Genomic DNA, 21021 nt, shown 5'->3' with positions numbered 1-21021 from the left:
AGGATGAAATCTAAAGATCCCCGACTTCTTTGAGAAGTCGGGGATCTGGTTATTTATTTATTTATCACTCAAAATTGTGTAAGCATCATTAACTAAATGCATTTTCTCTTGAGCTTGTTTTTGTAGTTGCGGCTGATTAACAAACAAATCTGGATGCCATTTTTTAACTAAATTTCGATAAGCCTGCTTTACCTCAGCCTGAGAAGCATTTGTTTGCAATCCTAAAATGCCGTAAGCGCGAGTAATTTTATCTTTTTCCGTCTGGCTTTTAGGTTGGTTAGGTGCTTTCTTGCTTTGAGTTGAATTTTGCCGTTTGCTAGTTTGAAAACCAGGCGATGTCTGACGACAAGCCTTAGGGCTACGCATCTCTGCTTTCATCCGCGCTATTTCCTCATTGAGTTCCCAATCACGAAATTTAGCCTCCACCTCTTCTTTCTGTGGAGAGGGAGAAACTTTTGGCGGTGGTGGTGGAGAAACAGATTCTACCCTTGTCCCACTATTCTTAGTAGTATTTTCCTGTTTTTGCTTAATGACAGGATCTTTCTCAGGGGAAATTTTAACTCTTTCTGGCTGTGGCGAATATTTTCTATTAGTATTCGTGTATTTTGGTATTTCTTTATAAGGTTGATAGGTTGAGAGTATTTTGGCTTTTTCTAATTCTCGTAGCAACTGATTAAAACCGTTTTGTAACTGCTGCAAAGTTTCACGCTTATTAGTAATCTCTAGCGGTTCCTGACTGAATTCAAAGCAAATTACTTTTTCGGCTTTCCGTTCATATTCAGTCAAAATTGATAATCCTTGACAGCTAAAGCTAAAGAAATAATCTTCAATTGCAGTTATACAAAGTTTAGCAACTTCTTGATGATAAGATTCCTTTGCTAATTGTTCGTCTTGTTTTTGGATATTCTTATTTAACAAATAAGAAATACTTCCGACGACAGCAGCACCCACCGGGCCACCTAACAACCAACCAATACCACCACCAACAGCGATGGAACCAGGTTCACTCAAATCATCACTATTGTTTGGCTTTGGGGGTAATATTACTTGTGGTTCGCTAGGAAAGGGAATTAATAAATCTTGTGGTCGTTCTTCTTGGAAAAACTCGTAAGCTTGATAAAGCCATTTCACCGCAGCTAATTGTAATTGATTCAGGTCTTTTTTAAGAGTATTTGTTTGCCAATCTTTAAATTTATTTTCTGCCAATGCAACTGCTGCATCAGCTTGATATTTTGTAAGTAGCTTGGGTAATTCTAGCCAATCTCGTAACTCTCTAATGCTAGTAGTAAAACCTTTATAAATTAAGTTTGCTGCTTTTTGTTTAATTTCAATTTTACTATTTTGTTTATCGTCAAAAGATTTTATTTCAATAGCAATCGGGTCAATTTTAGCTTTTAATGAGAGTTGGATTTGAGAAGCGATCGCTTGCACTCTTGGCAAACGCACACTACCACGATTTGGTTGCAAAATCCCCACAATATTTTGCAAAGCTGTTTCAAAAGCTGCTAAACCGCTACTATTTGCAGCAGCAACGTCACCTTTTAATCTGGCTCTTAAAGCAGGTAAAGCATCAACGCGATATAAATTATTAAAACCTGGAGGTAATTCGGCTCGAAAGCTTTCTGCAACAAACAGCAGGCGATTTTGGACTTGTTTTTGCTCGTCAGGTTCTAGCAAGTTAAGAAAATTGGCAACAAATATAACTGTTTTAATACCGCGATCTAATAACCAATCTCGTAAATTTTCCCGTTCACCTAAAGTCATTAACTTGCGTGCATCTAATAATTGTATAACTAAATCTGCACTTAAAAGTTGTTCTCGGACTAAATTATCTTGTTCATCTCTATCATTTGTTCCTGGTAAATCCAGGAATTCTACTCCTGTTTCCAAAAAGGGATGCGGACAAAAAACTTCTACAGATGCTACATCTTTTCGCATCTGCCTATTGCTATCAAGAATTGCAAATTGCTGTAAAATTTCTGTGCCACTCCGATAGATTTCTGTACCATCTAGCAACATGAGGCGAGTCCGTACATTAGAGCCATACTTAACAGTAATCGATGCGCCTGTAGTAGGAATTAAATCAATTGGTAAGGTGCGATTTCCTAGTATGGCATTCAGTAAGGTAGACTTGCCATGATTAAAAGGGCCAAATACCGCAATCCGAAAGCTAGGATTAACGAGATGATTGCAGATGGTAATTATATCTTGATGCAGTTGTGATTTGCGTTCTAAATTCAGTAATGCAGATGCGGACTTGAGAGAATCTGCTAAATCCTTATAACCTTCATACTGTTGTTGCATAGTTCCTCATTCCCAGGTTACAGCCTCATATTATTATGTTTATGATAGGCATAATTTAACATACAATAAATCATAGTTCGTAGTGAGAGAATCATCGTTAATATAGTAGTCCTAAAACATTTGGGAAAATTATATATCTCTTTCTTCTTTCTTACCTTTGCGTCTTTAACGGTTCGTTTCCTTATCTGTATCTATATTTTTCACAAATCAAATAGGACTGCTATAGCAAAGTTTATCAGGACGAAAGTCCTTACTAAAAACTTAGATTTATTTGTGTTTACTACTTATACTTATGGGAGGCAAAGCCTCCCAGTAGGCATTCCCAGCTTCTAGCTGGGAACGAACGAGAGTAATGAGATATGTTAACTATAGTAAGCTAATAAATTGCTATACGCTACCTCTATTTTTTGCAACTGAGCTATTACATTTTCCTGTAATTTTTTTAAACGATTTAACTCACTCTCACGATTGATTTCGCGGGTCTGTTTCTGCTTGACTAAATTATCTAATTCGGATTTGCGAGATACAATATCATCGTTAATCCGCTTACTCACTTCTCTTTCGTAAGAGTCAAAACACTCTTTTACGGCATTGTATACAACTTGAGATTGCTCATGTGCCACTTGTGGTAGATGTCTAACTAACTCTTTATTAGCTGTTTTAACTAACTCTCTACGTGCTTGATCTGCTTGCAAAAATCCTACCCCTAAACCTAGCAACGCAAACCCGATTGGGCCAAGAAAAACCCCTGTCACTGCTGTAATTATCCCGCCAACGCCAATTACGGTGAAGTAGTTTAACAAGATATTTTTCCAATCAAATCCGGCCCCAGCTAGTGCGAAACCAGCAAGATTTCCTTTAGACAGTGATAACAATCCCATTGCCCATTTTGCCCAGCCGGGAGAGTTATCTTCTTCAGCAGTAGTAGTATATACTTTTACGTCTTGTCCGGTGAGCTTTTCTGTAATTTGATCTGTGATTTGATTGTAAGACGCACCATATTGTGCAGCACTGCGAGAAAGTTCTTTAAAAGCTGCATTTATATCTTTTTCAGCAGTTAATGTCCAAGCCGCAGATTTGTCGGTAATATATTGCTCAAAGGCTTTTTGGAGTGCGGTGTTAAATGCTTCCCGTTTACCGCTACTGAGAAAATCAAACAAATTTAATTCCGGCTGATAGCGTAAGAAATCGTTTTCAAAGGTATTACCTAAGTTTAAAACGTAGCTACGAAAAGATTCAGAAATTGTTCTTGCTTGAGTATCTCTGGTATTGATAATTTCTTTTTGGAATTCATCTCGGATACCTGTGAGTTTGTTAAACTCTGGTTCTACAGAATCAATCCGTTTTTTCAATTCATTTACATCTTGATCGAGTAATGGTATGCGTCTTGCAACTGCTTCCCGTGTATGATTGCAGGCAAGTCTTGCTAAAGTTCTGACTTGACGGAGTTCTGCGATCGCACGTTCTCTGGTAAGAAAAGTATTAAGCGCTTCCATAAACTTTGGAAAGCCAGTCCCCTCTAAATCAGCTTGAGAGTTCTTCAACCGTCGTCTGAGTGCTTGAATTGACGAAAGCTCAAATACCCGTTCGTCATAAATATTTTGACCTTCTACAGTACAATATTCTGCTAAATTCGCATGAAATACTTGCCGTAATCTGTTTTCAGATGCTTTTAATTCTTCGACATCATCAGGATCAATTAGTGATTCCCGCACCTGATCCCAAGCATTAACTAAGAAAAAAACTGTCAATCCTCGACCTTTGATATAATTTTCTAAGTAGCGACGCTCACCCAAGGTACAAGGTTGAGAAGCTCTCATCACAAACAAAATTGCATGACAATTATTTACATAGCCCAAAGATAATTCGTTTCGCGCTTCTGTATCATTCAATCCTGGACTATCAATAATTTCAATTCCCTTTTCTAGTAGCGTTAAGGGATACTCAACTACTGCATAATCAACATCTGGAAATGCTTGTTTTTTTTCCTGCTCTAACTTTTTAGCTTCAGCTGGGTCGATGGTATATTTATATTTAAAGTTCTGAAAATCTAGCTGTTGTGGAGTTTTTCCATCATTAAAATGAATGGTAACTTTCTTTTCTGGCCCATAACGTAAAACTGTTAAAACTGCTGTGCAAGGGTTAACGTCGCTAGGTAATAAGTTTTCCCCAATTAAGGCGTTGAGAAAAGTACTTTTACCGCGTTTCATATCGCCTAATACCAAAAGGCGAAATACGCCTTGGCGGAGATTTTTACTAGCTACTGTAATATCTTCAATATTTCGCTCCAAACTGAGTTTTCCTGATGAAGAATCTCCAGCTAACTCAGCTTGATTAATTGTTTCAGCCAATTTACTCAAACACACAGACATCTGCGATCGCACTTGAGCAACACGCTCTAAATCTTGGATAAATCTGTCAGTTGCTACTTGATTTGTCATAATATTTACACCTTAATTACAGATTGTTTCTTTTAAATTCCAAAAATAATTTATAAGACATCCATCCCAGCGCACCAAAAATAATAAACCCAGCCAGCACTGAGGCTATTTTCACTGCAACTAGCGCTACCACACCAAGAGCAAAAAGCTTTCCACCCAGAATCACTTTTTTCATCCAAGGTTTCTGGGAATTTTCTGGCTGATGCTTCACAGTTTGATGAAAAGCCACATCGGTAGCATGGATGTTAGTTTCCATTTGCCGGAGTCGCAATTCAACTTCTCGTTCCCGTAATAAGCGTTCCCGGTGTTCAAGTTCTTTTTGGCGATCTTCGCCTATGCTCTCAGATGTCATCGGTGTTCATCCCGTCTAAGACAATGAAAAGATGTCAGGATTTACTCATCACTTATATTGTATATTAACTTACATAAATACTCAAAAAATCAGTAAATTTACTATTTAGCTTTTCATTGGCTGTTGAACTTAACCCTGTTTTGTCACTTTGGGGAAAGAAAAATAATTGTAGGTTGGGTTGAACGAAGTGAAACCCAACATTTGCCTTAGTTTTCGGATGTTGGGTTTCGTTCTTCAACCCAACCTACGCCTAGATTGATAACTATAACGATATAAGCCCAGGTAAAACTTTAGCAGGCATCTTGCGATCGCACATTTACATTTAGAACATCAGTATGGACTCTCAGAGAGTCAATAAAAAAAATCCACTAAAATAGCATCCGAGCGGTGATAAATGCTTCAAAATACTTGATGCAACCATGATTTGAAAGACTTGAAGTCGCTACACAGTCGATATTCTTAACTCGATCATCTTTTTCCTCGGCTTGAGTGCGTTCTGCTGGTGGTGGATAAAACGCGATCGCACGACAGTTAAGCAACTCCAAATGGTCTAGTACCGTAAGGCGGAAGTCAAAAGTTAAAAAAGAGAGGCTTATATCTCAAAAAATCATTATCGACCCGAAAGTATTGTCAATGAACTTTGGCGAGAGTAATTTATATATAATTCTGGATTCTAAATTCGGAATTATTACTTAAAAACATACATCCACAAAAGTTATCTCGTAACATTTAACCTTAATTCTTCTGTAATTTACATTCCACAAAGTAAATCTACCAAGGGCGATAATGCCTAATGGCACGATAACAGAAGCATGAAAGTGTGAATACAAAACTCCTCATTTCTCCTCAAGAAGTCACATCACTGTTAGCAGAAAACTCATCAAAAACTGTCATTATCGATACGCGAAGTCAAGAAGATTATGCTATTTCTCATATTTCTCAATCCATAAATATTAGAGATTTTTTCACCTATCTTTTAGAGAATTCCTCCCTAGCAGGATTAAAGGAATTGCAAGAGTATTTTGCAAAAATTATGAGCAGGGTAGGAATATCTGGTGCAGAACAGTTAATTGTTTATGAAGATGCTTTAAATAAAGGTTATGGTCAATCTTGTCGAGCAGCTTTCTTACTGAAATATTTGGGTTGCGCTCAGGTATCTATTTTACACGGAGGATATAGAGCATGGCTCAAGGCAGGATTACTTACTACTGATAAAGTACCGCAGCGTGAAAGCAGCATATTTAGATTGCATCCTAACGCTGACATGATGGTGACTACCACCGAGATGTTGCAAGCAATTGACAATCCAGCAATTATTAAATTAGATGTGCGCGATCGCAACGAATGGCTTGGGTTGAGTTCTTCTCCTTACCATCCTGATTTTTGTCCTCGCAAAGGTAGAATCCCTAATGCAGTATGGTTAGAATGGCATCATCTAATGAATTCTGAATCGGAAATTCCCACGTTCCGATCGCCAGATGAAATCCGAGAAATTTGTCAGTCAGTAGGTATTACTTCCGAGTCCCTTGTGTATATTTACTGCTTTAAGGGTTCAAGGGCTGCGAATACATTAATAGCCCTTGAAGAGGCGGGAATTTCTGCTAGAAATTATTTTGGCTCTTGGAATGAATGGTCTCGTGATTTTGCACTACCAATTGATAGCAGAGTCATGCAATGAGTGTATCAAGCAATACGCTTTGGTTGAGAATGTGAGTTGCATTATTGCGTCGCTACAGTGCAAATACATGAGCACTTAATCGAATGTTGAATAAACCTTACAACACCACACTAAATCGGAGATTAGTGGTGCAATAATTAAGTGGCGGGTCTGAATCTCATACCCGTTAATTCTGACTCTTTAATTCTGAATTCTTCTTCAATCAAATATCAACATTTATCTGTTCTATTTGTCTAGCAGCTTTATCCCAAAGCTTTGCTGAAGTCTCATCTTGCCAATGAGTTCTCAGATTTTCCGCTTTTTTATGACATATTCGCTCTAACATTTCTAATATTGCGGATAATGTCAATTTATTAATTAATGATTCTAAAATTTCCATATATTCTTTTTGCATGATAGTTACCTCCTTAACATCATCTGAGATATGCTGACAAAACCCACTTATTCTTAAATAAAATATTATGATTTGTTGCGGAGCGGGACTAATATTCTGCCAGTTTCTACACGCAGTTTAACCTATTTTGAATACTCAATTTTGAGAATTTATTTTAAATAGATGAAAAAACTGTTTAATTCAAATATTTCCTCACAAGTTCCTCAAGTTTTTTATCTAACTTAAAAATAGGGTTGGATAACTAAAAAGTATAAATTGTAATGCGATGGGCTATATTTTACCGGAGGCGATCGCAATTGGTTACGGTAATGAGTTGCGTAGTGATGATGGCATTGCAAACCTGTTTCGGTACAACACAAAACTCTGATGTCTACTTCCAAGCTAAAGAAACTGTCAATCCTTACTATCTAGCTTGTGCAGACATCACCCAGAAAGTTATGGATGAATTTGCTGTGATGACTGGGCAACAATATCAACTATTTGAATACCACGGCGATTTAGCAGCTGAACTGCAAATTTTCACATTACTCCAACGTTCGCGTATTAGCTAATTTCTGGAGGCAAAGGTAATGGGCATTGGAAGAGGCAGAGGTGGAGAGGGGAAAGATTTACTGCAACTTCTCCCCTGCTCCCCTCATCTCCCTATTTACTCGAATGCGACTTTTCTGGCATGACTATATTAGTGTGGCTTGCCTTGCCATTTTTGCCGTTAGTATGTCCGTTACCATTGCGGGGATGGATAACACCATAACCGCCGTGGTTACGTTCGTAAATTACATTAATCTCTCCAGTTTCAGAATTGTGGAACATATAAAAGTCGTGTCCCACGAGTTGCAGTTGTTCTAGGGCTTCTGCAACGGTCATCGGCGGCATGGAAAAATATTTGGTGCGGACGACTTCATTGGGCAATTCAGCGGTGCGATCGCCAATTAAATCTGTTACTATCGACTCTGGAATAACTACTTCTGTTGGTTGAGTATGAGTTTTGTGGTCTTGACGCCGTTCTTTATATTTCCGCAGTTGACGCGCAATTTTATCTGCAACTAAATCAATGCTGGCATATAGACTTTCGCTACTTTCCTCGGCACGAATCACGCTACCATTAGCATAAATAGTTACTTCAGCCGCTTGTCTTGGATTAATTCGGGGATTCCGGGCGACGCTCAGATGCACATCCACTTCATTGGTAATGCTTTGAAAGTGACTAACTGCTTTTTCAATTTTTTGATGTACATATTCACGAATCGCATCGGTGATTTCAATATTTTTGCCGTGGATGACAAGCTTCATGTAATACTCTCCCGCTGAATATTTTGGATGTGTGAATTTGCTTTGTATGAAAAGAAATTGCGGTAAGGTTTTTTACTCCCGCCAAAACAAATTGTGAACTATATTGTATCTACTGCTGTTAAGCTGTCTCTCAGCTTGCTGCATCTGAAGAATTATCAAGTATACCCTTGATTTACCTCCTCATCTCTGCACTGATGTCTAATTGTATATCCAATTAGCACTCTTGAGTGAGGAAATCTAATTGTAGCTCCTATGACTACCTTTTCCTTTAAAGGAATGCTTACAGAACTATTGATATTTGCTCCTTCTGTGTTCGATTGAGGTTTGCTTGCTGTTGTTCAAGAATACAAGGCTTTGTGGAAGTTTGATTCTGTTTTAAATGCAAACAATGGTATTAAAGCCATCAGCCAGTACATTCGTCCTTATTGTCTTGGCATGATGCTTATTGCAGAGAATTCCTCCTAAAACCTATTGAGGTTATCTATTCAAGCTAGCACTTTGTATTTTCTAATGCATATTCCCTTGACTTTCCTTTAAAATCCTTTGCAAAGCTTGACAATTGCTGATTCTAATTCTGTAAATTGAAATATATTTAGTTCTTTATGCGGTTGATTTTTGGCATGATCCATAGTAACAAACCATACAAAAACCTTTGTTTGCTGTATAACCAAGGATTAATGCCTTATTTAGAAGCTCATGGATGGCAGCGATCGCTTTTAACTGAGCGCATCCACGACCCCAGTCTAGATGACGTATTAATTTTGCTAGAACATCCACCTGTCTACACTCTGGGACAAGGAAGCAACTCAGACTTTATCAAATTTGAGATTGACAAAGGTCAATACGATGTGCATCGAGTTGAACGAGGCGGCGAGGTTACTTACCATTGTCCCGGTCAACTCGTGGGCTATCCAATTTTAAATCTGCAACGTTATCGTAAAGACCTCCATTGGTACTTGCGGCAAATCGAAGAAGTAATAATTCGCGTATTGGCAATTTATGGATTGCAAGGAGAAAGAATTCCGGCTTTTACTGGCGTTTGGTTGCAAGGGCGAAAAGTTGCAGCTATTGGTATTAAAGTCAGCCGTTGGATTACTATGCACGGCTTTGCGTTAAATGTTTGTCCAGACATGACAGGCTTTGAGCGCATTGTACCCTGCGGCATTTCTGACAAACCTGTAGGCAGTTTAGCCGAATGGATTCCAGGTATCACCTGCCAAGAAGTGCGTTCTTACATAGCACAATCTTTTGCGGAAGTCTTTGGCGTGGAATTAGTAGAATCTCAGCCTCAAGGATTTTTCTAGTCTGAGTAAATTCAGCTTGTAATATGTAATAAATACTATAGCAGTCCTATTTAAATTGTGAGACACTTATGAGAGTAGTCCATATCTAATAGTATCAAAATAACTATTTAATACCCATTTGAAAAAAGAATGCGATCGATACAAACCTGAAAAGCCAGATTAAATCAGACTTTTTGAATTTTAAATTGGTATAAGTGCGATTGTCAAAGCTAGAATCTGATTATTTCTAAATTTTTATACTAACTTTTTACGGCTGTCAAGCACAACTTTGCGCGTGAATTACTCAAATAATCTCCAGGTATATGCCCCATCGATAATATCTCTCAGAGAACGTGATTGGACAGCTTTGATAGAACTATTTGATAGAGACGACGGTGATGAAATTGAAGCTGATATCCACAGTAGTTTATTTTGGCTAATACCTGAACCTTGTTGGGAAGACGATCCCTTTGATTTCTTGCGCGAGTACCTTTAAGTAGTGCTGAGTGCTGTTAGCGGTAGCGGGGCGTTTAGCCCGTGATGAGTGCTGAGTGCAAAAGAAGCCTTTAATTTATAACTCTTAACTATCTAACGTTGAGGCGACTTAGGAAAATACGTAGGCGATCGCTTTGGGGATTGGTCAGCACTTCATAGGCTGGGCCTTGTTCTGTCACAATACCTTTGTCTAAAAATATCACTTGATGGGCTACTTCTTGCGCAAATTGCATTTCATGGGTGACAACTACCATTGTCATCCCTTCTGTGGCTAATTGCTGCATTACTTGCAGAACTTCGCCAACGAGTTCGGGATCTAGGGCGCTGGTAGGTTCATCAAATAGCATGATTTGGGGATTCATAGATAAACTACGGGCGATCGCTACTCGTTGCTTTTGTCCGCCAGAAAGTTGTTCGGGATAAGCAGAGGCTTTGTCAGATAAACCGACTTTTTCTAAATATAATCTCGCTAGTTGGGCGCTTTCTTTTGGTGTTTTACCCAAGACTTTACGCGGTGCGAGTGTCATATTTTCTAAGACGCTGAGATGGGGAAACAGGTTGAATTGCTGGAAAACCATGCCTACTTGTGTTCGTAGTTGTCGCAGTTGGCTATAGTTGACAGTGGGTCGGGATAAGTTGATTCCGTTGATGATTAAACGTCCTTTGTCAATGGTTTCTAGACGGTTGAAGCAGCGTAGTAGGGTACTTTTACCACAGCCGGAGGAACCGATAATTGCAACGACTTCTCCTCGGTTGATTTCGCCGGTGATTCCTTTGAGGACTTTGAGAGAACCAAAGTTTTTTTCGATATTGTCAAAAATAATCGCGGGGATGGTATTGTTCATTACTTATGTCAAGCTGCTCTAGAGTTGATTGTAAGGTTTTTAACGAACCGCAGAGGCGCAGAGAGCGCAGAGAGGGAAGAGAAAATAATATGATTAAATTTGGTTTTGGGCGCTGGTGTGTGGTTGTAGGTTTTAGCTGTTTGTTACTGGCTGGCTGTGCTGTGAACTCTAGCGCCGGGAAAACTTTGCGGGTTGCTACGGAACCGGCGTTTCCACCTTTTGAGTTTCAAGGAAAAGGTGGCGAGTTGCAGGGGTTTTCTATTGATTTGATGAATGCGATTGCTTCTTCTGCTAAGTTTAAAGTTGATTTTCAAAGTCTGCCTTTTGATGGCATTATCCCAGCTTTGCAAGCCAAAACGGTAGATGCGGCCATTAGTTCGATTACGATTACTGAGGAGAGGGCGAAAACGATTTCTTTTTCTCGTCCTTATTTTAAGGCTGGATTGGCGATCGCAATTCGTGCAGACAATCAAGAAATTACTGGTTTTGATAGTCTCAAAAATAAAAAAATTGCAGTACAAATTGGCACAACAGGGGCTACAAAGGCTAAGAGTATTCCGGGAGTACAAATTCGCAGTTTTGATTCTGCACCCATAGCCCTGCAAGAATTGCTCAACAGTAATGTAGATGCGGTAATTAATGATGCACCTGTTACTTTATATGCAATTAATACAGGCAATCTTCAGGGAATTAAAGTAGTACAGAAATTGCTGACAGAGGAGTTTTATGGAATTGCTACAGCTAAAAACTCGCCGAATTTGACATTGATAAATGATGGCTTGGATAGGGTGCTGAAAAATGGCACTTATGCCCAAATTTACCAAAAATGGTTTAAAGTTCAACCGCTATCACTACCAGCTAAATCACCGTTTGAGAATCAAACTAACGCTGGCGCACCTAAAATATTAACTTCAATTGGCGTGATTTTGCAGGCTTTTCCCAGTTTATTGCAGGGTGCATTAGTAACGTTGCAATTGACAATACTTTCTGTAGTGTTTGGTTTAATTGGTGGTTCCTTAATTGGTATTGTCCGCCTTTCTCATATTGCACCTGTGCGTTGGTTAGCGAGGGCGTATGTAGATTTTTTTCGAGGAACGCCTTTGCTGGTACAAATTTATATGATTTACTTTGGATTACCAGCAATTTCGCAAGAGCTTGGTTTTACATTTACTTTTGATCGCTTCGTAGCTGGGGTAATTGCCTTAAGTTTGAATAGCGCTGCATACATTGCCGAAGTTGTACGTGCTGGGATTCAATCAATTGAACCAGGACAAGCAGAAGCAGCAAAATCATTAGGTTTAAGTTCTGTGCAAACCATGAGTTATGTAATTTTTCCCCAAGCTTTCCGGCGAATGATTCCACCTTTGGGTAATGAGTTTATCAGTTTGTTGAAAGATACTAGCTTAGTTTCTGTGATTGGATTTGAAGAATTACTACGTAAAGGACAGTTAATTATTGCTGACAACTATCGCGCCTTTGAAATTTACGCAGGTGTAGCGGTGGTTTATTTATGTTTGACGCTACTTTCTTCTCAAGTATTTAGCCGATTAGAAGCTTGGATGAATCCCATCAAGCGCTAAGAGACTTTCAAAAATAATTTCTCAAAATCCAGAGAATGATAATAAATATACTTGTAAAGCTGATTTTTGGGATACTTAGCAGTTGTGCGTTAAGAGCCTGAGAAAATTGAATTATAGGGTTTGGATTATACCTTTTTTGGGCTAATTATAATTTATTGTTTAATTTTAATTAATGTTTTATGGCGAATCCAATAAAAAAGTTTCATTTACCTGAAATACGCTGTAATTTTTCTCACAGCAGTGTAGTTGTACTACACTATAAATTATTTGTATTTCATGTAATCAGCCACGGTTTAAGATAGGTTTTATATAGGATATTTGGATTGAGTTGCGCCTGAATCAACCAAAAATATATGACAATTCTGAATGCTCGTAATTTATCTTTAGAAGAAGTTGAGCGTCTGTTTGGCTTTCAAGAACAGTACAGTGAATCATTTTCTAACTACTTATCTCTGGAATCTATCACCGAAGCAGAACAACAGGAACTTGTGCAAATAAGAAATGACTTTCGACGCTACCTCAAAGGCGGTAAAGTTACTGAGGGCCAGGTAAAGTTTCTTGCAGTTGCGCCTTTACTAAGATTAGCTGGTTTTTATCGCTATCCAATCGAGATTGTTTTGGAGGAGAATATTGCTGATATAGAAGTTGAAGATGAAGATATCAAAATTAAAGGAAGATTTGATATTTTAGCCGTTAGTAAAGCTAAACATACAAAACCTCAAACGTATTTTTGGGTGCTATTAATTGAATCTAAAAATTGTCAAGTTGATATATCAACTGGTTTGCCTCAGTTACTCACGTATGCTTATAAAAATTTAGAGAATCAAAAATCAGTTTGGGGATTAGCGACTAATGGTAGGAGTTATCAGTTTGTTTATATTGAACAAGGAAATCCCCCTATTTATTATCTGTTACCAGAATTAAATTTAATGGAAAGAGAGCGTTCTAGTCAGTTACTACAAGTTTTGAAAGCAATTTGTCAGCTTTAAAAGCGAGTATTAAAGCAACAAGTTATGACTCAAGCCATACCCAAACTAGTAACATTTGAAGATTTTGCAGCTTGGCGAACCGAAGGTGGAAGATACGAATTACATGATGGCGTTATTGTTGAAATGCCCCAACCAATCGGTGATCATGAAGATGTTGTTGGTTTTATAGCTAGAAAACTAACAGTAGAATTTGACCGATTAAATTTACCTTATATAATTTCCAAAACTGTCTTGATAAAACCTGCTAATTCGGTATCTGCCTACTCCCCAGATGTGTTAATATTAAATTGTCTTAATTTAGTGAATGAGCCGCTATGGAAAAAAGAATTAACTGTATCATATCCGGCATCAATTTCCTTGGTAGTTGAGGTAGTTAGTACTAATTGGGATGATGACTACTATACAAAACAAGGTAAATATGAGGTTATTGGAATTCCTGAATACTGGGTTGTGGATTATCTGGGTTTAGGCGCTAAAAAGTTCACTGGCAACCCTAAACAACCTACTATGTCTATTTATTAATTAATCGATGGTGAATACCAAGTTACTCAATTTAGAGGTACGGTTACCATCATCTCGCCTACTTTCCCAGAATTGAATTTAACCGCCGAACAGATTTTTCAAGCTAGAGTAATTTTGTCGGGTGCGTTATGGACGCAAGTCCTAACGCACCGAACATCATTGACGATGCGTTACGCTAGCGCGATAACGCACCCTACAAAACTACAAGCACAACAAGAAGACGTTTTTTTGCCACAGTGCCAGGTAACGAAAACGTAGAAACCGCAATGCTTCGTGCTAAATGACTTGTTTGTGAATCTTCACAATTTCCTGTAAGCCTTATATGTTAAAGTTTACAAGTCTCGACGCGAGCAAAGAGACTTGTAAACTCTTCTCGATTGCTCGGGATCTTCTTATTTCGCCACGACCTCGAATACATTTCGCTGATAATGCCTACACTCCGCCATACACTCCCATCAGACAAAGAACGATCAAAAAGCAAGTGCACCGCAGCAACTGTAGGCAAATGTCCCTGCGGAGAATTTGTTGTGAAGGTCAGGTCTGAGTAAGATAGCCATTTATAAAACATTTCTTTTCGCCATCCGACGCGATCGCCAAACTTTCCGTAGTCGCCTCCAACGCTTTCCCAAATTTGCTTTTGCACACTAAACCCAAAGTGCCCATTGCTGTATTTTACCCATAGTTGGTCAATGGTGCGTAAGTCAGTGCAAGGAAAGTTATTAATAGATTCAGAATCTAGCCAGCCTTGTTGTTGTCTACCAGCGGCTTTGAGCATAACAGCCAGAGTTTCTTCATCCGCTTGTTTCCAATTCCCTGCTTTAAGTAAATCGCGCAACCGCGTATAGTCTACACCTTTCTCAGAGAGGAGATCGTTACCAGTAGATTGCTGTTCTTGTCGCAGCTTATCGGCTTTTTCTTGTTCTCGTTGTCTTTGTAGCCTATCTGCTTCTTCTTGTTCTTGTTGTCTTCGTAGTCTTTGTGCTTCCTGTCTTTGTAGCCTATCTGCTTCTTCTTGTTGTTCCTGTAGCCGCAGCCTTTCTTGTTGCTGTTGTTGTAGCTTTCTATTTTCCTGTTCTTGTTCCCGTAGTCGCAGCCTTTCTGCTTCCTGTTTTTGCTTTTGTTCCTCTCTTTCCTTCTTTAGCTTCTCAGCAACTACCCGAATTCCTCTAGCTACATCCGTGAAGGCTTCATCTTGATTGTACCAATTCTTTGACACTACAGGTTCAGCATTCTTAGGCAAAGCTTGAAGTTTTCCAAATGGTGCGCCATTCCAATCAACACTTCGCAAAATAACTGGGATAACACAAGCCTCTCCAGCATGGTGACGTTCTATTGCCTTCTGAACTTCTACATCCCAGCAATATTTAGAAAAAAGAAAATCTGAACTGATGAGTAACAGAATGATGTCGGCGGTGTTTAGATTATCGTTAATTTGGTAATCCCACTCCTCTCCAGGTAGTATCTTGCGATCGTGCCAGCTTGAAATCACGCCCTGCCATTGTAATATGCTCAGGTGTTTAGCTAGTTCATCCCGTAGAGCTTCGTCTTTGTGAGAGTAAGAAAAGAAAAGCTTTAACGATACCTCTGGCATTTTTGTTTTAAGGAGTAGGATAAATCACGCTTTAAGCAAATTATAGTGTTTTTACCTGGTTTGCTTAAGAACTAACGCCCTAAGTGCGATCGCAATACACTTGACCAAAACTATGATCGGGATGAATCTCAATCACTAAATCAACCGCTGTCGCATCTCTTACCAACGGCGTGATGAATAATTCCGGGTGAAGCGATCGCCAAAAATAATTGACAAATTGTTCTATCTCTGCACTACTCATTCCCGATTTCCCCGCAGCAATCATCTGCTGTTCCGCCTGTTTGCGCCACTCTAAAGAACAGCGGTAATCGATGGGATACAGCACAATTAAACTGTCCAATCGCTCCCACAGTGGTAAATAATCGTGGAGGCGAAGATTCATATCACGGGCGAATGCTCTATCTTCATTTGTGACAATTGGCGATAGTGCAGTATCAAATAAATTAGGGTCGATTGGTCGCACACCCACAAACCAACCTTCAAATAGTACAATATCTACATCCGTCACCATTTCGGAAGAAGTGCGATCGCCAGCACCTCCAAAAGCTGATTTATCAAAGCGGGGAAGCATCACTGGGCTTTGCGACTGGCGAATTTGATCTAATACATTTAAGCCTAAGTCTATATCGTGGGTTCCTGGTGGACCGCGCCAAATTAAGCGGGGATCTTGCTGTGTCAAAAGCAAGCGATCGCTGTAAGTTTTATATAAGTCATCCAAAGATAAACTTATAGTCCTATATCCCAAATGATCGAGAATCAAAATCAGAACCTTTGACATTGTGGTTTTACCAGTGCCTTGTCCTCCCAATATTCCTTGAATCAGGGGGTGTCCCAACTGTTGGCGCTGCGATGCTAGTTTGATCCCCAAAGGCAGCCACAAGTCCCACAATACCTGTAACATTTCCTGGGGTTGTACTTGGAGAGTAGCTTGACAGAATTCGCTAAAAGCTGGAAAGACAGATTTTAGTAAATGCGATCGCCTTTCGATCGTTTCATCAACATTTTCCGGTGCGATCCCAAAAGCTTTTGCCTTTAACCGATCTGCCAGCGCTGCTTCTCTTGCTTCCTGCTTCCAAGTTTCCCCCACCCCATTGGTTGCCAAAACACTCAGCCACAAATTCATAAATTCTCCATCTCACTACGATCCCAGCTTAAAAGCTTCGAGAAACAGGCTGTAGATGAAACCAACTTTGAGGAGATTTAGTGAGTCTACCAAAAGCGATCGCCGCTCCAAAAAGCTGCGACTATAAAATATTCTGCTGGTAATTTCTGTCAACAATACTAAAAAACCAGCTGCCACAATGTCTAACTCTGCCCGTTGTCCAGCTGTAGTGGAAACTGCGTTTCCCAGAAAAAAACCGAACAAAAAACTAATTATCAGCAACGATAGTCGTCGCCAAGGATTTAAAAACCATTGCCCAAAGCGTGTAGCAATGGCATCGAACAAGTTATTGAGACGAGTGTTTTGCATCAAAGGGACTTCTGGGAAAAGTCAAGCTATCTTGAAATATATCTATATTAGGGTAAGGAGGATATTGGTTTTAGCATCAGCTTGTTTGTTAATATTATAGATATCTACTGGAATTCCAGTATTTATTCAAATTTGACTATTCTATCATCTTCTTTAGAAGTACAGTTTCTTAGAGGGTGTTTGGAAACAATAAATATTTAGTTTGATCCCCACGTTCAAGCCTTAAAAAATGGGAAAATGATTCAAAATTCCCTTTTTTAAAGGAAGCTAGTCCGTTAAGTGGGTTTCCTGACTTGTATCCATATTATCCATATACGGAAGTAAGCTACCCGTAGCGTCTACCAAAAGGAGAAGGGACTTGCGTAGATTTAGGAAGGAGAATCTCTAAGCTATTGGTATATCACCAGGCACTTTTCAAACATCGTCTGAAGGTAGCTTTTCATAGCAGAAGAGAAAATATACCACTTAGATTTATCTGAGGTTTATCTTGTAGAGGCCGTTAGCGGTTTCAGGAAACTTTTGTTTCTTTATACAAATGAATTGGCTGAATAGGTATCAAATTTTCTTGCTTTTATCCATACTTACGGTCAAAAACCAAAGTAATGGGTGTCTGTACCTCTTGTTTTTCAAACATCAAAGAGATTATATCCTTCAAATGTTTTCTAATCAAAATGATATTTATCATACATTTGTGTTTCTAATTTTAGGAAAGTCTATATTCGGCTATTTTGTGTGATTGCCTTTTGGGATAATAGGCTACTATTTGGTCAAGCCTAGACAAAATATTTATTTCTAATAACTATCAATATGAAATTTTCAGTGTATCGTAACGTCGGTATTACAGCTTTTTGCTTGGGACTGCTTGTTGCTCTGGTGGGATGCTTTGGAGTGAGCGTATCTTTTGAGTCCACAAACCCAGATACATCTTCAGAACTGCCAACAGAAACTCAAGAGTGGCAGACAACTTCGGTTGTACCTGAAAAAGGTATTTCCGCTAGTCTATCTACTCCAGCACCTACCCCATCCAATCAAGTAGAACGTAGCAGTAAAGAGAATACTTATCCTGTTTTGGCAGAGCGTGATAAATCAGCAAGCATTGCCAAGGATCAAGGGACTTTGCGAATGAGCAATCAAACAAATCAGCCTGTGCGGCTGGTTTTACTGGCACGACAGTCGGTAGCAAAAGCTAGTAAAAAACAGACTCACTATGATGTACCGGCACATTGGGATTTTGCTCCCCAAGAAGGTAGTGAGAAGGGACTGGTTCTATCTCTACCTCAGAATAATTTAAAGCTAGAGAAGGGAGATGTTTTAGTTGCTTTTGCACAAGATGGTTCCCGTCGTTACTGGGGCCCTTATGTTGTTGGCGAAACTCAATTACCTAAGTGGAATTCCCAAAACAGAGAATGGCAACTAGTGCTGAGTCAATAAATAGTACGAAGTGGTGAGTATTGAGTACAAAAGCAATTTTTGGAGAGTGGGCATTGTTTACCGTTTGCTCAAACCTTTATTTTTACATCCTTACCCTACAGTTGGTAAAGTGTAAAGTAATGGATATAGGACTTACGCAAAATATCTCTCAAACTCTGATTTCTCCGTGCCGCGCCAGTTGCTACAAGTCGGGGAACCCGCCCAACGCACTGGCTTCTCTGTGCCTCTGCGGTTCGTTATTCCGTAACTTGTGCGTAAGTACTAGGATAGAGGAAAATTGTTGAATTAAAAACTCCCAAGAACAAAAGATAGATAACCAACGACTATTAATTAGTGATTGTTGACTATTGACTAAATGAGAATGAAATTGAGTGTTAAGCACACTGTTGATCGGTGGTTCAACAAAATAGCAAAAAATCCAGCCCTGAGTGTAACTGTGTCGATTTTGTGGTTGATGGTAGTTGCCTGGGTGGCTTTTGGGTGGAATTTGGGCAACACTGGCTTGATTGATGAGACAGAGCCGCTCTTTGCCGAAGCTTCCCGCCAGATGTTCGTCACAGGTGATTGGATTACCCCATTTTTCAATGGTGACACTCGTTTCGATAAACCTGCTTTAATTTACTGGTGTCAGGCGATCGCATATCACATAATTGGCGTGAATGAATGGGCAGTACGTCTTCCTTCCGCGATCGCAGCATTCGGCTTAATTTGTTTAGCTTTTTACACCATCCAGTGGTATCTAACTAAACAAGACGAATTAGAGGAAGTTTCACGTCCTACTCGTCGCTACTTAACATCTTTTATAGCAGCAGCGCTCATGGCACTCAATCCCGAAACTATTATTTGGGCGAGAACGGGTGTCTCTGATATGCTACTCACCGGATGTATGGCATCGGCTTTGTTATGTTTCTTTCTAGGGTATGCAGGGAAGGAAGGGACTGGGGACTGGGGACTAGGGACTGGGAAACTGGGAACTGAAGGCAGTGGACTGAGGAGTAAGGAGGAATTTTCCCAATCCCTAACCCCTAATCATCAATCCCGGAGCGAAGCGACCTCTCCATTTCCTAATAAGTGGTACTTAGCTTTTTATGTGCTGATTGCTGGTGCAATTTTGACCAAAGGGCCAGTGGGAATTGTTTTGCCGGGGCTAATTGTTGCTGCCTTTTTACTTTACGTGGGTAAAGTGCGAGAGGTATTGCGGGAAATGCACCTTTTCGTAGGTATACTGATAATTATCGCTTTGTCAGTGCCCTGGTATGCTTTAGTAATTTGGCGCAATGGCTGGAATTACATTAACTCCTTTTTTGGTTATCACAACCTGGAACGCTTTACAGAAGTAGTTAATGGTCACTCAGCACCTTGGTATTTTTACTTTTTAGTCGTGCTGTTGGGTTTTGCACCATACTCAGTGTATTTACCAGCTTCTATAATCAGACTAAAGTTTTGGCAGCGATCGCATTGGCGATCCCTTGAGCGTTTTCAGCAATTTGGTTTATTTGCCTGGTTCTGGTTTGCTAGCGTCTTTGCCTTTTTTAGCATTGCCGTTACTAAACTCCCTAGCTACGTATTGCCTTTAATGCCAGCAGCAGCAATCCTGGTAGCCTTGTTGTGGAGCGACCTTTTTTCAGATACAAAGACACGGCAAACAATTCCTGTTTCTCCCTCTCCTACTCCGTCCATCTCCACATCTTTGGTGCGAATGAGTGGTTGGGTGAATGTAGTATTTTTATCAGTTCTGGCAACAGCACTGCTGAACATAACCCACATATTAGGTACCGATCCAGCTATAAGTAACTTCCACGAACTAATTCAACAATCTGGTTTACCAGTAATAGCGGGTATAATTTGGCTAGTTTGTGCTGTTTTGGTTGCGGGTTTATTATTGAGTCGCCGCTGGAACTACATTATCAGTATTAATTTAATCGGGTTTGTGGCGTTTATAATTTTTGTCTTAACGCCTGCTTCGTTCTTTATCGATCGAGAACGTCAATTACCCTTAAGGGAATTGTCTGCGGTAATTCTAGAAGCAAAACAACCAAATGAAGAATTGATCATGCTTGGCTTCAAAAAGCCTAGTGTAGTATTTTACAGCCACATCCACGTAAATTATTTAAAATTTCCTAAAGAGGCTGTGGAGCATATTAAAAACCAGGCTGCTAAAGGACTAAAACCTTCCTCAGTGCTGTTGTTGGCTGAACAGAAAAAGTTTTTACAAATGGACTTACAGCCAGATGATTACAAGAATTTATCGACCAAGGGTGCTTATAACTTGGTTCGAGTTCCTTTTAAGAAAATGAAAAATGAAAAAATAGACATATCATAAATGGTCATTAGTCATTAGTCATTAGTCATTGG

Annotated in this window: 18 protein-coding genes and 1 pseudogene; 9 read left to right on the top strand and 10 right to left on the bottom strand. The window is 39.4% G+C overall.

Annotation, left to right across the window (positions count from 1 at the left end):
* Positions 1-57 precede the first annotated feature (57 nt).
* From V7K41_RS28740 to V7K41_RS28725, 4 genes are all read right to left on the bottom strand, one after another.
* Complete coding sequence (locus tag V7K41_RS28740; RefSeq protein WP_334853774.1) at positions 58-2304, bottom strand: dynamin family protein; 2247 nt, start codon at positions 2302-2304, stop codon at positions 58-60.
* A gap of 362 nt (positions 2305-2666) precedes the next feature.
* Positions 2667-4745 (bottom strand): dynamin family protein, encoded by a 2079-nt coding sequence (locus V7K41_RS28735; RefSeq protein WP_334853773.1) that lies wholly within the window; start codon positions 4743-4745, stop codon positions 2667-2669.
* Between the two features lie 16 nt (positions 4746-4761).
* The gene (locus V7K41_RS28730; RefSeq protein ID WP_334853772.1) at positions 4762-5097 is read right to left on the bottom strand and encodes a DUF3040 domain-containing protein; all 336 of its coding nucleotides are present in this window, start codon (positions 5095-5097) and stop codon (positions 4762-4764) included.
* Between the two features lie 368 nt (positions 5098-5465).
* A complete protein-coding gene (locus V7K41_RS28725) occupies positions 5466-5636 on the bottom strand; it encodes a hypothetical protein (RefSeq protein ID WP_334853770.1) in 171 nt (56 codons plus the stop codon).
* Positions 5637-5917: 281 nt separating this feature from the next.
* Between V7K41_RS28725 and V7K41_RS28720 the strand changes: the two genes are divergently transcribed.
* The gene (locus V7K41_RS28720) at positions 5918-6775 is read left to right on the top strand and encodes a sulfurtransferase (protein WP_334853768.1); all 858 of its coding nucleotides are present in this window, start codon (positions 5918-5920) and stop codon (positions 6773-6775) included.
* A 202-nt stretch (positions 6776-6977) separates the two neighbouring features.
* On the opposite strand, the gene V7K41_RS28715 is transcribed toward V7K41_RS28720, so the two are convergent.
* Positions 6978-7169, bottom strand: coding sequence for a hypothetical protein (locus V7K41_RS28715; protein WP_334719382.1), 192 nt, complete (start codon positions 7167-7169; stop codon positions 6978-6980).
* A gap of 260 nt (positions 7170-7429) precedes the next feature.
* Here V7K41_RS28715 and V7K41_RS28710 point away from each other — a divergent pair, with 260 nt between their 5' ends.
* On the top strand, positions 7430-7720 hold the full coding sequence (locus tag V7K41_RS28710) for a hypothetical protein (protein WP_334853766.1): 291 nt from the start codon (positions 7430-7432) through the stop codon (positions 7718-7720).
* A 91-nt stretch (positions 7721-7811) separates the two neighbouring features.
* Here the strand turns inward: V7K41_RS28710 and hpf are convergent, their stop codons facing one another.
* The gene (gene hpf, locus V7K41_RS28705) at positions 7812-8459 is read right to left on the bottom strand and encodes a ribosome hibernation-promoting factor, HPF/YfiA family (RefSeq protein WP_292860256.1); all 648 of its coding nucleotides are present in this window, start codon (positions 8457-8459) and stop codon (positions 7812-7814) included.
* Positions 8460-9079: 620 nt separating this feature from the next.
* Here hpf and lipB point away from each other — a divergent pair.
* Positions 9080-9763 carry a lipoyl(octanoyl) transferase LipB gene (gene lipB / locus V7K41_RS28700; protein WP_334853825.1) on the top strand — a complete coding sequence of 228 codons (684 nt, stop codon included), beginning with the start codon at positions 9080-9082 and terminating at the stop codon, positions 9761-9763.
* 274 nt (positions 9764-10037) lie between these two features.
* Positions 10038-10238 (top strand): hypothetical protein, encoded by a 201-nt coding sequence (locus V7K41_RS28695; protein ID WP_334853763.1) that lies wholly within the window; start codon positions 10038-10040, stop codon positions 10236-10238.
* A gap of 88 nt (positions 10239-10326) precedes the next feature.
* Here the strand turns inward: V7K41_RS28695 and V7K41_RS28690 are convergent, their stop codons facing one another.
* On the bottom strand, positions 10327-11082 hold the full coding sequence (locus V7K41_RS28690) for an amino acid ABC transporter ATP-binding protein (RefSeq protein WP_334853761.1): 756 nt from the start codon (positions 11080-11082) through the stop codon (positions 10327-10329).
* An 89-nt stretch (positions 11083-11171) separates the two neighbouring features.
* Here V7K41_RS28690 and V7K41_RS28685 point away from each other — a divergent pair, with 89 nt between their 5' ends.
* The 3 genes and pseudogenes from V7K41_RS28685 to V7K41_RS28675 form a co-directional block, all read left to right on the top strand.
* Entirely contained in the window at positions 11172-12662 is a 1491-nt protein-coding gene (locus tag V7K41_RS28685) for an ABC transporter permease subunit (RefSeq protein ID WP_334853760.1), read from the top strand.
* 353 nt (positions 12663-13015) lie between these two features.
* A complete protein-coding gene (locus V7K41_RS28680; RefSeq protein WP_334853758.1) occupies positions 13016-13651 on the top strand; it encodes a restriction endonuclease subunit R in 636 nt (211 codons plus the stop codon).
* A gap of 24 nt (positions 13652-13675) precedes the next feature.
* Positions 13676-14278, top strand: a pseudogene (locus tag V7K41_RS28675) (Uma2 family endonuclease); the annotation flags it as partial.
* 220 nt (positions 14279-14498) lie between these two features.
* Here V7K41_RS28675 and V7K41_RS28670 read toward each other — a convergent pair.
* The 3 genes from V7K41_RS28670 to V7K41_RS28660 all read right to left on the bottom strand — a co-directional run bounded on the left by V7K41_RS28670 (position 14499) and on the right by V7K41_RS28660 (position 17235).
* A complete protein-coding gene (locus V7K41_RS28670; protein WP_334853756.1) occupies positions 14499-15764 on the bottom strand; it encodes a GUN4 domain-containing protein in 1266 nt (421 codons plus the stop codon).
* A gap of 79 nt (positions 15765-15843) precedes the next feature.
* Entirely contained in the window at positions 15844-16887 is a 1044-nt protein-coding gene (locus tag V7K41_RS28665; protein ID WP_334853754.1) for a glycerate kinase, read from the bottom strand.
* Between the two features lie 15 nt (positions 16888-16902).
* Positions 16903-17235 carry a DUF565 domain-containing protein gene (locus V7K41_RS28660; RefSeq protein ID WP_334853753.1) on the bottom strand — a complete coding sequence of 111 codons (333 nt, stop codon included), beginning with the start codon at positions 17233-17235 and terminating at the stop codon, positions 16903-16905.
* An 807-nt stretch (positions 17236-18042) separates the two neighbouring features.
* Between V7K41_RS28660 and V7K41_RS28655 the strand changes: the two genes are divergently transcribed.
* Entirely contained in the window at positions 18043-18666 is a 624-nt protein-coding gene (locus tag V7K41_RS28655; RefSeq protein WP_334853751.1) for a hypothetical protein, read from the top strand.
* 355 nt (positions 18667-19021) lie between these two features.
* On the top strand, positions 19022-20989 hold the full coding sequence (locus V7K41_RS28650) for an ArnT family glycosyltransferase (RefSeq protein WP_334853749.1): 1968 nt from the start codon (positions 19022-19024) through the stop codon (positions 20987-20989).
* Positions 20990-21021 lie beyond the last annotated feature (32 nt).

Source organism: Nostoc sp., assembly GCF_036917415.1.
In the GTDB taxonomy this organism is placed as follows: domain Bacteria; phylum Cyanobacteriota; class Cyanobacteriia; order Cyanobacteriales; family Nostocaceae; genus Nostoc.
Note: the sequence above shows the minus strand (reverse complement) of the source record. Positions and strands in the feature narration are given on the sequence as shown.